The following is a 14,121-nucleotide window of genomic DNA, read 5'->3' on the forward strand; positions in this document are numbered from 1 at the left end:
GATGGCGGTCTTCCAGACCGCGCATTACCCGGCGACAAAAAAAGGCCCGCATGGATCACCATGCGGGCCTTTTGATGGCTGACCGTGGATCAGTGCTTGCTGTCGTCGTTCGACATCGCCAGCAGCTGTTTTTCCTGGTTCCAGTCGAAGGGTTCGTCGTTCTGCTCGGCTTCGAAGCGACGCTCTTCCAGTGCCTGGTACAGGTCGATTTCATCGTCGGGCATGTAGTGCAGGCAGTCGCCGGCGAAGTACCACAGCAGATCGCGCGGGACCAGGTGGGCGATTTGTGGATAGCGGGTGATTACCTGGCACAGGATGTCCTGGCCAAGGTATTGGCTTTCGATCGGGTCGACCGGCAGCAGCGCGCGCAGTTCGTCGAAGCGCTCCAGGAACAAGGCATGGCTTTCTTCGGGAACCTGTTCGGCCTCACCTACGGCGACCAGGATGCTGCGCAGGTGGTCGAGCAAGACAAGATGATCGGCAACGACATTGGACACGAGATAAGTCCTCAAGAGCAAAACGGGCGCGGGAGTATAAAGCGCCCGCGCCCTTTTTTACATGGTGGAGGGGATCAGCGGACTTTTCCTTTGGCCAGCGCCAGCTCCTCTTTGTCGAAATCATCGACATCGATCACCTTGCGCCGCGCTGCTTCGGCATCACGCAGGGTTTGCGCCTCCCCGGGCTGCAACACGCCGGCTTCCAGCGCCGCATCGATGACGTGTTCGCCGACCGCCGGTTTGACCTGGCCGCTTTTGAGGCCCATATGCAGTTTTTTCTGCAATGGCCGCGCCGCGTCCAACAGGTTGCAGGCGTGTTGCAGGGCGCCGACGGCGTCATCGGCCGATTGCGGGCGGTAGCAACCGCCGAGCAATTCTTCGAGGGTCGGATCGCCTTTGGCCCGGCCAATCACCGCCGCGACTTCTGCGCCGAGCTTGTCCGAGGGGCCTTTGTGACGACGACCCAGTGGGAATACGATCACCCGCAGCAGGCAACCCAGCACCCTGTTCGGGAAGTTGCTCAGCAGTTCATCGAGTGCGCGCTCCGATTGCCCCAGGCTTTCTTCCATGGCCCAGGTAAACAGCGGTGCCATATGGTCCGGTGAGTCGAGGTCGTGGTAGCGCTTGAGCGCGGCGGAGGCGAGGTACATGTTGCTGAGCACATCCCCCAGACGCGCCGACAAGCGTTCGCGGCGTTTCAGTTCACCGCCCAGCAGCATCATGCTCAGGTCGGCGAGCATGGCGAACGCCGCGGCCTGGCGATTGAGGGCGCGGAAATAACCCTGGCTGAGCGTGTTGCCCGGCGCGTGGTCGAAATGCCCCAGGCCGAGGTTCAGCACCAGCGTGCTGGCGGCGTTGCCCACGGCGAAACCGATGTGCTTGAGCAGCAGGCCATCGAACTCGGTGAGTGCCTGGTCCTTGTCTTCGCGGCCGGCGAGGGCCATCTCCTTGAGCACGAAAGGATGGCAGCGAATCGCACCCTGGCCGAAGATCATCAGGTTGCGCGAGAGAATGTTCGCGCCTTCCACGGTGATGAAGATCGGCGCGCCATTCCAGTTGCGACCGAGGTAGTTGTTCGGCCCCATGATGATCGCCTTGCCGCCGTGCACGTCCATGGCGTGGCTGATGCACTCGCGACCGCGTTCGGTGAGGTGGTACTTGAGAATCGCCGACAGCACCGACGGTTTTTCGCCCAGGTCTACCGCGTTGGCGGTCAGCATCCGCGCGGCGTCCATCATCCAGGCATTGCCGCCGATGCGCGCCATGGCTTCCTGAATGCCTTCGAAGGCCGACAGCGGCACGTTGAACTGCTCCCGAACCTGCGCGTATTGGCCGGTCACCAGGCTGGTGAACTTCGCCGCACCGGTGCCCACTGCCGGCAACGAAATCGAACGCCCGACCGACAGGCAGTTCATCAGCATCATCCAGCCTTTGCCGAGCATTTCCTGGCCGCCGATGAGGAAGTCCAGGGGAATGAATACATCCTTGCCCGAGTTCGGGCCGTTCATGAACGAAGCGCCCAGGGGCAAGTGGCGGCGGCCGATTTCGACGCCGGCGGTGTCGGTCGGGATCAGCGCCAGGCTGATGCCCAGGTCTTCCTGCTCGCCCAACAAGTGGTCCGGGTCATAAGCCTTGAACGCCAGGCCGAGCAGGGTAGCGATCGGACCCAGCGTGATGTAGCGCTTTTCCCAGTTCAGGCGCAGGCCGAGGGTTTCCTGGCCTTCCCATTGTCCTTTGCAGATCACCCCGGTGTCGGGCATCGCGCCGGCGTCGGAACCGGCCAGGGGACCGGTCAAGGCGAAACAGGGGATGTCGTCACCCCGTGCCAGTCGTGGCAGGTAGTGGTTGCGTTGTTCATCGGTGCCGTAATGCAGCAACAGTTCGGCCGGGCCGAGGGAATTGGGGACCATCACCGTGGAGGCGAGGTCGCCGCTGTGGGTCGCCAGTTTCATTGCCACTTGCGAGTGGGCATAGGCGGAAAACCCTTTGCCGCCGAACTCCTTGGGAATGATCAGGGCGAAGAAGCCGTTTGCCTTGATGTGGGCCCAGGCTTCTGGCGGCAGGTCCATGTCTTGCCCGATCTGCCAGTCGCTGACCATGGCGCACAGTTCTTCAGTCGGGCCGTCGATAAAGGCCTGTTCTTCTTCGCTCAGTTGCGCTTTGGGGTAGGACAGCAGTTTGTCCCAGTCCGGACGACCGCTGAACAGTTCACCGTCCCACCACACCGTGCCGGCGTCGATGGCATCGCGTTCGGTTGGCGACATCGGTGGCAGGGTTTTCTGGAACCAGTTGAACATCGGCGCACTGAAGTATTTGCGGCGCAGGTCGGGCAGCAACAGCGGGGCCGCGGTGGCCGCGAGCAACACCCAGAAAATCAGCAACAGCCAACCCGGTGCACGGCTGAAAATGCCCATCGCCAACAGATAGACAGCAACGAGGCCCATGGCGGGCAGCGGGGCGATGCGGCGGTGAGCCAAATAAGCGATCCCGACAACCAGAACCAGTATCCACAACAGCAGCATATTTAATCCTCCGTGAAACCAGGGCAAAACCAGCCTTCAGAGCTTAGACGGCATCCGTCAATCAGGGTGGTCAGAGCGATGTGATTGAAATCGTAGGAAACCGTGATGAATTTTGTAGGGCCGATGGACAACAGGCCGTGAAAAATCATTCATGGAACGAGCGACAATGCGCTCAAGTTTGGCCGAAACGTCGTTATCTCTGTGCTGAACCTGTGGCTAGACTCGTGGCTTCCCCAGGAGATTGTTCTCATGCACGAGTATCTGAGTCCCGGCCGCTTCATCGATAGTGACCACCCGTCAGTGGTGGAGTTCGCCGAAAAACATCGAGGCAGCAGTCGCGACCCGCTCGAGCAGGCGATCAATCTCTATTACGCCGTGCGCGAGGCCGTGCGCTACAACCCTTACACCTTCAGTCGCGACCCGCAGACCTTGCGTGGCAGTTATGCATTGGCGGCCGGGATGAGTTACTGCGTGCCCAAAGCCACGCTGCTGGCCGGATGCGCACGGCATTGCGCGATCCCCGCACGCATCGGCCTGGCGGATGTGCGCAACCATTTATCGACGCCGCGCCTGCTCGAATTGCTCAAGAGCGACGTGTTCGCCATGCACGGTTATACCGAACTGTACCTGAACGGCCGCTGGGTCAAAGCCACGCCGGCATTCAACCAGGGCTTATGTGAGCTGTTCAATGTCGCACCACTGGAATTCGACGCCATCAACGACAGCGTATTCCATCCTGTCAATCGTGACGGCGCGCAATTGATGGAGTATCTGATCGATCACGGCCAGTTCACCGACGTGCCTGAAACGTTCTTTTTCGAGCACCTGGAAAAGTGCTACCCGCATCTGTTCAGCGAGCAACTGCCGGTGCTGTTGGGTGATATGCAGAGCGATTTGAGTCGCGCCTGATCCGGCGTATGCTGCCTGCGCATTCATCCATAAAGAGGCGGTCATGCTGAAGATCTGGGGTCGGAAAAATTCGTCGAATGTCAGGAAACCTTTGTGGGCCGCCGAGGAGCTGGGCCTGGCTTATGAAGCGATCGATGCCGGTGGCGCCTTTGGCGTAGTCGATACGCCGCAATACCGCGCGATGAATCCCAATGGTCGCGTGCCGGTGATTGAAGACGACGGTTTCGTGCTGTGGGAATCCAACACCATCGTGCGTTACCTGATGGCCCTGCATGCCAACGGCACCGCCTGGTACCCGGAAAATCCGCGGGCCCGCGCCGCTGCCGAGAAGTGGATGGACTGGACCACTTCAAGTTTCGCCGGCCCGTTCCGCACGGTGTTCTGGGGCGTTTTGCGCACGCCGGCGGACAAGCAGGACTGGCCCGCCATCAAGGCTGCGATCAAGGAATGTGACGATCTGCTGTCGATGGCCAATCAGGCGCTGGCGACCCAACCGTACCTGTCGGGCACTGAAATCGGCATGGGCGACATTCCCCTCGGCAGTTTCATTTATGCCTGGTTCGAGATGCCGATCGAGCGTGCGCCGCAGCCTCATGTTGAAGCCTGGTACGCCCGATTGAAGCAGCGTCCGGCGTATCGGAAAGCCGTCATGACCGCGTTGACTTAATACTCACTATCGACACACTTGACTGTACTTGTGTGGCGGCGCCAAGCACCATTGCGTCCATGCGCTGCGGTTGCATTGCTCGCCGCCCGCCCTTATTTATTCCTTTCTTCCTTCTTGGTGCGTAAATCCGATATGAGTTCCGCTCTGTCCATCCGGCAGCTAACCAAAACCTACGGCAACGGTTTCCAGGCCTTGAGTGGTATCGATCTGGACGTCGCCGAAGGTGATTTTTTCGCCTTGCTCGGCCCTAACGGCGCTGGCAAATCCACGACCATCGGCATTCTCTCGACCCTGGTGAACAAGACCAGCGGAACGGTGAATATCTTCGGCAACGACCTGGACAAGAATCCTGCGCAGCTCAAGCGCTGCATAGGCGTGGTGCCGCAGGAATTCAACTTCAACCAGTTCGAAAAGACCTTCGACATTGTCGTGACGCAGGCCGGTTACTACGGGATCCCGCCGAAAATCGCCAAGGAGCGCGCCGAGCAATACCTGACCCAGCTCGGCCTGTGGGACAAGCGCGATGTGCCCTCGCGTTCGTTGTCCGGCGGCATGAAGCGCCGGTTGATGATCGCCCGTGCACTGGTCCACGAACCGCGCCTGCTGATCCTCGACGAACCGACGGCGGGGGTGGATATCGAACTGCGCCGCTCGATGTGGACTTTCCTTACCGAGCTGAACAGGAAAGGCATCACCATCATCCTCACCACCCACTATCTGGAAGAGGCTGAGCAGTTGTGCCGCAACATCGGCATCATCGACCACGGCACCATCGTCGAGAACACCAGCATGAAGCAGTTGCTCGGCCAACTGCATGTTGAAACCTTCTTGCTCGACATGAAAAACGATCTGAAAGTGGCGCCGCAGTTGCTCGGTTACCCCACCAGGCTGCTCGACAGCCATACCCTGGAAGTCCAGGTGGACAAGTCCATGGGCATTACGGCGCTATTTACTCAGCTTGCGCAGCAGAACATCGAAGTGCTGAGCCTGCGTAACAAAACCAATCGCCTCGAGGAGTTGTTCGTGTCCCTGGTGGAAAAAAATCTGTCGAAGGTGGCGGTATGAGTTCCGAGTTGCAACCCAATCTCGTTGCCCTCAATACCATCGTCTACCGTGAGATCAGACGCTTTACCCGGATCTGGCCACAGACCTTGCTGCCGCCGGCCATCACCATGGTTCTGTACTTCGTGATCTTCGGCAATCTGATCGGTCGGCAGATCGGCGACATGGGTGGCTTCACCTACATGGAGTACATCGTGCCGGGACTGATCATGATGTCGGTGATCACCAACTCCTACGGCAACGTGGTCTCGAGTTTCTTCGGCAGCAAGTTCCAGCGTTCCATCGAGGAATTGATGGTGTCGCCGGTGTCGCCGCATACGATCCTGATCGGCTACACCCTGGGCGGCGTGCTGCGCGGATTGATGGTCGGGGTCATCGTGACGCTGCTGTCGCTGTTCTTCACCCAGCTGCAGGTGCATCACCTGGGGGTGACCATCCTGGTGGTGGTGCTGACGGCGACGATCTTTTCGCTGCTGGGCTTCATCAACGCGGTGTTTGCGCGCAACTTCGATGATATCTCGATCATCCCGACCTTCGTGCTGACACCGCTGACGTACCTGGGCGGGGTGTTCTACTCGATCAGCCTGCTGCCGCCGTTCTGGCAGACCGTGTCCCTGGCCAACCCGGTGCTGCACATGGTCAACGCTTTCCGCTACGGGATCCTGGGCGTTTCGGATATCCGGATCAGCGTGGCGATTACCTTCATGCTGGTGGCGACTGTGGTGTTGTATATCAGTTGTGCGCGGTTGCTGGTGAGTGGTCGCGGGATGCGTACCTGAGGAGAGACCGCGTCGTCTGCTTCGCGGGCAAGCCTCGCTCCTACAGCGAAGGCGTCAGCCCGGACACCACAAAAAACGGCCTCTCCATACAGGAAGGAGGCCGTTTTGCATTCACTGCATCCGCTTTTTCTTGCGCCGCGCCCATTGCCGACCCACCCACCAGCGCCAGTACATCATTACCAGGCAATAAGCCAAGGCCCCGAGTACCAGCCCCACCACCACCGATCCCAGCAAAAACGGCTGCCACAACGTCGAGAGTTGGCCGCTGATCCACTCCCAGGTCAATTCATCCGGCAAATGCCGGGCAGGGACATCCATCAACCAGGCACCGGTCTGGTACGTGCAGAAGAACACGGCCGGCATGGTGATCGGGTTGGTCAGCCAGACCAGGCTCACGGCGATCGGCATGTTGCCGCGCACCATGATGGCAAGGATGGCGGCCACCAGCATTTGCAAGGGGATCGGCAGAAAAGCCGCGAACAGACCCACGGCCATGGCCCGGGCGACGGAGTGTCGGTTGAGGTGCCAGAGGTTCGGGTCATGCAGCAGCGTGCCGAGAAAGCGTAAGGACTTGTGTTCCCTGATGCTCGTCGGGTCTGGCATGTAACGTTTGAATAAGCGCCGGGGCATAAGGCTTCTCGGTCGGTTAAGGCGGCAAGTATGTCTGGATTCCATGAACCGCCCATTCAGACTTTGTGACAATTGATAACCGCGGTCGTGCGATAAGCCGGCTATGCCTAGGGATGGAACTCTCAAGGACGGGCTTATGCGCACAGGGATGATGGCGCTGGCGCTGGGTCTGCTGACCCTGCGTTTTTTACCGGTACTACCGCCGGTCTGGTTTTGGCTGTCGTTGCCGGTCGCGGCTTTGATGTTGCTGCCGTTCAGGACGTATCCATTGGCCTTTTTCCTGTTCGGCTTCAGTTGGGCGTGCGCGAATGCGCACTGGGCGCTGGATGATCGCCTGCCGATCAATCTGGACGGTGAAACCCGTTGGGTAGAAGGGCGGGTAGTGGGATTGCCCCAGAACGGCGAGGCGGTCGTGCGTTTCGAGTTGGCGGACGCCCGCTCGCGACGCGAGCACGAGAAAGTCCCGACATTGTTGCGCCTGGCCTGGTACGGCGGGCCGCCGGTCAACAGCGGCGAACACTGGCGCCTGGCGGTGAAATTGAAGCGTCCTGCCGGGCTGCTCAATCCCCATGCCTTCGATTACGACGCCTGGCTGCTGGCAAAGCGCATCGGCGCCACCGGGACGGTCAAGGATGGCGTACGTCTCCAGGAAACCCGATGGGCCTGGCGCGACAGTATCCGCCAACGCTTGCAGGCGGTGGATGCCCAAGGCCGAACGGGGGCGCTGACGGCCTTGGTGCTGGGGGATGGTGCCGGGCTCAGTCGCGAGGATTGGCAGGTGTTGCAAGACACCGGCACTGTGCATTTGCTGGTGATTTCCGGGCAGCACATCGGCTTGCTGGCGGGGCTGGTGTACGTGCTGATTGCCGGCCTGGCCCGTTATGGCCTGTGGCCGGCCCGCTTGCCCTGGTTGCCATGGGCCTGTGGCCTGGCCTTCGCCGCAGCGCTCGGTTATGGCTTGCTGGCCGGCTTCGACGTGCCCGTGCGGCGGGCCTGCGTGATGATCGGCCTGGTGCTGTTGTGGCGGCTGCGTTTTCGTCACCTTGGTGCCTGGTGGCCGTTGCTGCTGGCGCTCAACGGCGTTCTGCTGCTGGACCCGCTGGCGAGTCTGCAACCGGGTTTCTGGTTGTCCTTCGCGGCGGTAGCCGTGTTGATCTTCATATTCGGCGGCCGGCTGGGGCCCTGGCGCTGGTGGCACGCCTGGACTCGCGCCCAGTGGCTGATCGCGATCGGCTTGGGCCCGATATTGCTGGTACTGGGCTTGCCGATCAGTCTCAGCGGGCCGCTGGTCAATCTGCTCGCCGTGCCCTGGATCAGTCTGGTGGTGCTGCCGCCAGCGTTGCTGGGGACGCTGCTGTTGCCCATTCCTTATGTGGGCGAAGGATTGCTGTGGCTGGCGGGTGGCTTGATCGATCTATTGTTCAGGGGCCTTGCACTGATGGCCGGGCGTTTCCCCGCGTGGGTGCCGGCGGCGGTACCGTGGTGGATAGGGGCCCTGGGCGCACTCGGGGCCTTGCTGTTGTTGATGCCTCGCGGGGTGCCCCTGCGCCTGCCGGGTTGGCCGCTGCTGCTGTTGCTGGTGTTTCCACCCCGGCAACTGCTGCCGGAGGGCACGGCCGAAATCTGGCAACTCGACGTCGGCCAGGGGCTGGCCATCCTGGTGCGTACCCGTCATCACACGCTGCTGTATGACGCCGGGCCACGCTTCGGCGATAACGACCTGGGCGAGCGCGTGGTGCTGCCGACGCTGCGCAAACTGGGGGTGAGCGCCCTCGACTTGATGCTGATCAGCCATGCCCATGCCGATCACGCCGGCGGGGCGCAGGCTGTCGCCAAGGGGCTGCCGGTGAAGCGCGTACTCAGTGGCGAACCCTTGGAATTGCCCGTAGCGCTGCAAGCCGAGGCCTGCGAGAGCGGTCGGCAATGGACCTGGGACGGTGTGCAGTTCTCGCTCTGGCAATGGGCAGCAGCCCGGGAAAGCAATCCCAAATCCTGCGTGTTGCAGATCGAAGCCAACGGCGAGCGGCTACTGCTGACCGGTGACATCGACACCGCGGCCGAGCGAGCCTTGCTCGACAGCCCCCTGGCGGTGACCACCGATTGGTTGCAGTCACCTCATCACGGCAGTCGCAGTTCATCGTCGCCGGCGCTGCTTGCCGCGTTGCAACCCGCGGCAGCGCTGATCTCCCGCGGTCAGGGCAATGCCTTCGGCCACCCCCATCCCACGGTGATCGCGCGCTATCGACAGCGCGGCATGGCGATCCATGACAGCGCCGAACAGGGTGCCATCCGTCTGCAACTGGGGCAGTTCAAGCCGGCATGGACAATGCGTGAGGAACGGCGTTTCTGGCGGCCTGCACCTTGATCGCAAGTCAATGGAGCCCACCGGAGGCGATATCCCGGTCTACGGTGCGCCCAGCCCCTATGTTAGAGTGGCGCACTTTTTCGAGGGGACTGTCACTGTGTGGGAATTGGTCAAATCCGGCGGCTGGATGATGCTGCCGATCATTCTGAGTTCCATCGCGGCCATGGCAATCGTCGCCGAGCGTCTCTGGACCCTGCGCGCCAGTCGTGTGGCCCCGGAACATTTGCTCGGGCAGGTCTGGGTCTGGATCAAGGACAAGCAACTCAATAAAGAGAAACTCAAGGAACTGCGCGCCAACTCGCCGTTGGGTGAGGTCCTGGCGGCGGGCCTGGCCAACTCCAAACATGGTCGCGAGATCATGAAAGAGTGCATCGAAGAGGCCGCCGCGCGGGTCATTCACGAACTCGAACGCTACATCAACGCCTTGGGCACCATCGCCGCCATGGCCCCGTTGCTCGGCTTGCTCGGCACCGTATTGGGCATGATCGATATTTTCAGTGCGTTCATGGGCACGGGCATGGGCACCAACGCTGCCGTGCTGGCGGGTGGTATTTCCAAAGCACTGATCACCACCGCCGCGGGCCTGATGGTCGGTATCCCGGCCGTGTTCTTCCACCGTTTCCTGCAACGCCGGATCGATGAACTGGTGGTGGGCATGGAGCAGGAAGCGATCAAGCTGGTCGAGGTTGTGCAGGGTGACCGTGACGTGGACCTGTCCGAGGGCAAAAAAGCGTGAAATTCCGCCGCAAGCAACGGGAGAACGTGGACATCAACCTCGCGTCGCTGATCGACGTGGTGTTTATCCTGCTGCTGTTTTTCGTCGTGACCACCACCTTTACCCGTGAAACCCAGTTGCGCGTCGATCTGCCGGAAGCGGTCAGCGGCGCGCCTGCCGAAGACCAGCAGGCCAAGCACCTGGACGTCGCGATCAGTGCCGAGGGCGTGTTCTCGGTGAACAACCGGATCTTGCCGAAGAACGACCTGGCAACGCTGATGGACGCGCTGCAGAAAGAATCCAGCGGTGACACCAACCTGCCGCTGTCCATCAGCGCCGACGGCAAGACCCAGCATCAGGCCGTCATCACCGCCATGGACGCCGCCGGCAAACTCGGCTTCAGTCACCTGCGCATGACCACTGTCGAAGCGGCGCCGCCCGCGCCCTGATGGCCATGTCCGATCGCTTGCTCGCCGCGTGGTACCAGGGTCATCCGGCCCTGAAGCTGTTGCAGCCGCTGGAGTGGTTGTATCGGCGCGTGGTCAACAACAAGCGCAAGCGCTTCCTGGGGGGTGAGGGCGAGATCTATCAGCCACCGGTGCCGCTGATCGTGGTCGGCAACATCACCGTCGGCGGCACCGGCAAGACGCCCTTGATTCTGTGGATGATCCAGCACTGTCAGCGCAGCGGTCTGCGGGTGGGGGTGGTCAGCCGCGGATACGGCGCCAAACCGCCGCACCTGCCGTGGCGGGTCGAAGCAGAGCAGGGCGCCGAAATCGCCGGGGACGAGCCTTTGTTGATCGTCCAGCGCACCGGCGTACCGTTGATGATCGATCCGGACCGCAGCCGCGCGGTCAAAGCCTTGCTGGCGAGTGAACCGCTGGACCTGATCCTGTCCGACGACGGCCTGCAGCATTATCGCCTGGCCCGCGACCTGGAACTGGTGCTGATCGACGCCGCCCGTGGCCTTGGCAATAAACGCTGCCTGCCGGCCGGGCCATTGCGCGAACCCGCCGAGCGCCTGCACAGCGTCGACGCGGTGCTCTACAACGGCGCTGCCGCCGACCGCGACGGTGGTTTTGCCTTCCAGCTACGGCCCACCGCGCTGGTCAACCTGCAAAGCGGCGAACGGCGTCCCCTCGACCACTTTGCCGCCGGCCAGGCCCTGCACGCGGTGGCCGGGATCGGCAATCCGCAGCGTTTCTTCACGACCCTCGAAACGCTACACTGGCAGCCCGTACCCCATGCATTTGCCGACCACGCCGAATACAGCGTCCAGGCCTTGAATTTCACGCCGTCATTGCCATTGGTGATGACCGAAAAGGACGCGGTGAAGTGCCGTGCCTTCGCCACCGCCGATTGGTGGTACCTGGCGGTCGATGCTGCGCCATCGCCGGCCTTCGTGGCCTGGTTCGATACGCAGCTGATGCGCCTGTTGCCGGCTCGTCTTTTGCCTTAATCCGTTTTTCTCCAGGGAATGCTCATGGACACCAAATTGCTCGATATCCTCGCTTGCCCGGTCTGCAAAGGCCCGCTCAAGCTCAGTGCCGACAAGACCGAGCTGATCAGCAAGGGCGCAGGTCTGGCGTACCCGATTCGTGACGGCATTCCGGTGATGCTCGAAACCGAAGCCCGCACCCTGACCACCGACGAGCGCCTGGATAAATGACCACAGCCTTTACCGTTGTCATCCCGTCGCGTTACGCCTCCACCCGCTTGCCGGGCAAGCCGTTGCTGATGATCGCCGGCAAGCCGATGATCCAGCACGTCTGGGAACAGGCCAGCAAAAGCAGCGCCGAGCGCGTGGTGGTCGCCACAGACGACGCGCGCATTGTCGAGGCCTGCAAGGGCTTTGGCGCCGAGGTGGTGCTGACCCGTGAAGACCACAATTCCGGCACCGATCGCCTGGCCGAAGTCGCCGCGAAATTGGGCCTGGCGCCCGATGCGATCGTGGTCAACGTCCAGGGTGACGAACCGTTGATCCCGCCGAGCGTGATCGATCAGGTCGCCGCCAACCTGGCGGCCCACACCGAAGCGCGCATGGCCACCCTGGCCGAGCCGATCGAAGACGTGGAAACCCTGTTCAATCCCAACGTGGTCAAGGTCGTCAGCGACCTCAACGGCCTGGCGCTGACCTTCAGCCGCGCGACCTTGCCGTGGGCCCGTGATGCCTTCGCCAAGAGCCGCGAGCAACTGCCGGAAGGCGTGCCGTACCGCCGCCATATCGGCATCTATGCCTACCGCGCCGGTTTCCTGCATGACTTTGTCAGCTGGGGGCCGTGCTGGCTGGAAAACACCGAATCCCTGGAACAGCTGCGGGCCCTGTGGCACGGCGTGCGGATTCACGTCGCCGACGCACTGATCGCACCGCCCACCGGTGTCGACACCGTTGAAGACCTCGAGCGCGTTCGTCGCCTGCTGGAGGCCTGATGCGGGTCCTGTTCGTCTGTCTGGGCAATATCTGCCGTTCTCCCACGGCGGAAGGGGTGCTGCGCCATAAATTGCGCGAAGCGGGGCTGGCCGATCACATCGAAGTCGCCTCCGCCGGCACTGGCGACTGGCACGTTGGCAAGGCCCCGGACAAGCGCAGCCAGGCTGCGGCCAGGTTGCGCGGTTACGACCTGTCCGCCCAGCGCGCCCAGCAAGTGAGCCGCGCCGATTTCGCCAGCTACGACCTGATCCTGGCGATGGACAACAGCAACCTGCGCCACCTCAAGGCCCTGCAACCGGCCAAGGGCAAGGCCGAGCTGGACCTGTTCCTGCGCCGCTACGAGTCGGAAATCGACGAAGTCCCCGATCCGTATTACGACGGCGACCAGGGCTTTGAGCAAGTGCTGGACCTGATCGAGCGCGCCAGTGATCGGCTGGTGATCGAATTGAAGGGGCGGTTATGAGTTTGCAGGTACAGCCCGGCGTTTCGCTGAAACCGTTCAATACTTTCGGGGTGGACGTCCAGGCCCGGTTGTTCGCCGAGGCCCACAGCGACGCCGACGTGCGCGAAGCCCTGGCCTATGCGGCGCAACATCAAGTGCCGTTGCTGGTGATTGGCGGTGGCAGCAACCTGCTGCTGACCGCCGATATCCAGTCGCTGGTGTTGCGCATGGCCACGCGCGGGATTCGCATCCTGAGCGACGATGGCAGCAAGGTCGTGATCGAAGCCGAGGCTGGCGAGCCTTGGCATCCCTTCGTGCAACACACCCTGGCCCAGGGCTTGTCGGGGCTGGAGAACCTCAGCCTGATTCCCGGCACCGTCGGCGCGGCACCGATGCAAAACATCGGCGCCTACGGCGTGGAAATCAAGGATGTGTTCGCCGGCCTGACCGCGCTGGATCGCCAGACTGGCAAGCTGCGCGACTTCACCCTGGAAGAATGCAACTTCGCCTACCGCGACAGCCTGTTCAAACAGGAACCGGGACGCTGGCTGATCCTGCGGGTGCGTTTCCTCCTCGATCGCGCCGCGCACCTGCATCTGGAATACGGCCCGGTACGTCAGCGCCTGACCGAGCAGGGTATCGATCAGCCGACCGCTACCGATGTCAGCCAGGCGATCTGCAGCATCCGCAATGAAAAGCTGCCCGACCCGGCGGTGCTCGGCAATGCCGGCAGCTTCTTCAAGAATCCCTTGGTGTCCGCAGCACTCGTGGCGCAGTTGAAGGGTGAACTCCCGGACCTGGTGGCCTACGCGCAACCCGACGGGCAAATGAAGCTGGCGGCGGGCTGGCTGATCGAGCGCGCGGGATGGAAAGGTTTTCGCGAGGCCGACGCTGGCGTGCATAAGCTGCAGGCGCTGGTGCTGGTCAACTACGGCAACGCCACCGGCCTGCAATTGCTGCATCTGGCGCAGCGCATCCAGAAAGACATTTCAGAACGTTTTCACGTTGAGTTGGAAATGGAGCCCAATCGTTATTGAAGCTACGCTTTAGTGGATGATTCCAAAGCCCTGCACACCTTTAACTGTGCAGGGCTTTTTTGTTA

15 protein-coding genes are annotated in these 14,121 nt (G+C 61.9%); 12 read left to right on the forward strand and 3 right to left on the reverse strand.

The annotated features are described in order from the left end of the window. Positions 1-89: 89 nt before the first annotated feature. Positions 90-497 carry a PA2817 family protein gene (locus ELQ88_RS09330; protein ID WP_027924016.1) on the reverse strand — a complete coding sequence of 136 codons (408 nt, stop codon included), beginning with the start codon at positions 495-497 and terminating at the stop codon, positions 90-92. A gap of 74 nt (positions 498-571) precedes the next feature. Further along, a complete protein-coding gene (locus ELQ88_RS09335) occupies positions 572-3,019 on the reverse strand; it encodes an acyl-CoA dehydrogenase (protein ID WP_138964706.1) in 2,448 nt (815 codons plus the stop codon). A gap of 249 nt (positions 3,020-3,268) precedes the next feature. On the opposite strand from ELQ88_RS09335, the gene ELQ88_RS09340 reads away from it, so the two are divergent. The 4 genes from ELQ88_RS09340 (at position 3,269) to ELQ88_RS09355 (ending at position 6,436) form a co-directional block, all read left to right on the forward strand. After that, on the forward strand, positions 3,269-3,928 hold the full coding sequence (locus ELQ88_RS09340) for a transglutaminase family protein (RefSeq protein ID WP_138964708.1): 660 nt from the start codon (positions 3,269-3,271) through the stop codon (positions 3,926-3,928). Between the two features lie 43 nt (positions 3,929-3,971). Continuing rightward, complete coding sequence (locus ELQ88_RS09345; RefSeq protein WP_128872146.1) at positions 3,972-4,595, forward strand: glutathione S-transferase; 624 nt, start codon at positions 3,972-3,974, stop codon at positions 4,593-4,595. A 132-nt stretch (positions 4,596-4,727) separates the two neighbouring features. Beyond that, positions 4,728-5,660: an ABC transporter ATP-binding protein gene (locus tag ELQ88_RS09350; protein WP_138964710.1), complete on the forward strand. Its 933-nt coding sequence runs from the start codon at positions 4,728-4,730 to the stop codon at positions 5,658-5,660. After that, complete coding sequence (locus tag ELQ88_RS09355) at positions 5,657-6,436, forward strand: ABC transporter permease (protein WP_128872148.1); 780 nt, start codon at positions 5,657-5,659, stop codon at positions 6,434-6,436. Before ELQ88_RS09350 ends, ELQ88_RS09355 begins: the two co-directional genes overlap by 4 nt. 111 nt (positions 6,437-6,547) lie before the next feature. Here the strand turns inward: ELQ88_RS09355 and ELQ88_RS09360 are convergent, their stop codons facing one another. Continuing rightward, positions 6,548-7,066 (reverse strand): DUF2062 domain-containing protein, encoded by a 519-nt coding sequence (locus tag ELQ88_RS09360; RefSeq protein WP_128872149.1) that lies wholly within the window; start codon positions 7,064-7,066, stop codon positions 6,548-6,550. Between the two features lie 136 nt (positions 7,067-7,202). On the opposite strand from ELQ88_RS09360, the gene ELQ88_RS09365 reads away from it, so the two are divergent. The 8 genes from ELQ88_RS09365 to murB all read left to right on the forward strand — a co-directional run bounded on the left by ELQ88_RS09365 (position 7,203) and on the right by murB (position 14,056). Beyond that, positions 7,203-9,431 (forward strand): DNA internalization-related competence protein ComEC/Rec2, encoded by a 2,229-nt coding sequence (locus ELQ88_RS09365; RefSeq protein WP_138964712.1) that lies wholly within the window; start codon positions 7,203-7,205, stop codon positions 9,429-9,431. Between the two features lie 97 nt (positions 9,432-9,528). Then, positions 9,529-10,167 carry a MotA/TolQ/ExbB proton channel family protein gene (locus tag ELQ88_RS09370; protein WP_168187383.1) on the forward strand — a complete coding sequence of 213 codons (639 nt, stop codon included), beginning with the start codon at positions 9,529-9,531 and terminating at the stop codon, positions 10,165-10,167. Continuing rightward, on the forward strand, positions 10,164-10,595 hold the full coding sequence (locus ELQ88_RS09375; RefSeq protein WP_128872151.1) for a biopolymer transporter ExbD: 432 nt from the start codon (positions 10,164-10,166) through the stop codon (positions 10,593-10,595). Before ELQ88_RS09370 ends, ELQ88_RS09375 begins: the two co-directional genes overlap by 4 nt. Beyond that, complete coding sequence (gene lpxK / locus ELQ88_RS09380) at positions 10,595-11,605, forward strand: tetraacyldisaccharide 4'-kinase (RefSeq protein ID WP_138964714.1); 1,011 nt, start codon at positions 10,595-10,597, stop codon at positions 11,603-11,605. Before ELQ88_RS09375 ends, lpxK begins: the two co-directional genes overlap by 1 nt. Positions 11,606-11,629: 24 nt before the next feature. Next, positions 11,630-11,815: a Trm112 family protein gene (locus ELQ88_RS09385; protein ID WP_007945752.1), complete on the forward strand. Its 186-nt coding sequence runs from the start codon at positions 11,630-11,632 to the stop codon at positions 11,813-11,815. Next, positions 11,812-12,576 (forward strand): 3-deoxy-manno-octulosonate cytidylyltransferase, encoded by a 765-nt coding sequence (gene kdsB, locus ELQ88_RS09390; protein WP_138964716.1) that lies wholly within the window; start codon positions 11,812-11,814, stop codon positions 12,574-12,576. The genes ELQ88_RS09385 and kdsB overlap by 4 nt, the downstream gene beginning before the upstream one ends. Next, positions 12,576-13,040, forward strand: coding sequence for a low molecular weight protein-tyrosine-phosphatase (locus ELQ88_RS09395; protein ID WP_138964718.1), 465 nt, complete (start codon positions 12,576-12,578; stop codon positions 13,038-13,040). Before kdsB ends, ELQ88_RS09395 begins: the two co-directional genes overlap by 1 nt. After that, positions 13,037-14,056 (forward strand): UDP-N-acetylmuramate dehydrogenase, encoded by a 1,020-nt coding sequence (gene murB, locus ELQ88_RS09400; RefSeq protein ID WP_138964720.1) that lies wholly within the window; start codon positions 13,037-13,039, stop codon positions 14,054-14,056. Before ELQ88_RS09395 ends, murB begins: the two co-directional genes overlap by 4 nt. The last annotated feature ends 65 nt before the right edge of the window (positions 14,057-14,121 follow it).

The organism is Pseudomonas sp. MPC6 (assembly GCF_006094435.1).
Taxonomy (GTDB): domain Bacteria; phylum Pseudomonadota; class Gammaproteobacteria; order Pseudomonadales; family Pseudomonadaceae; genus Aquipseudomonas.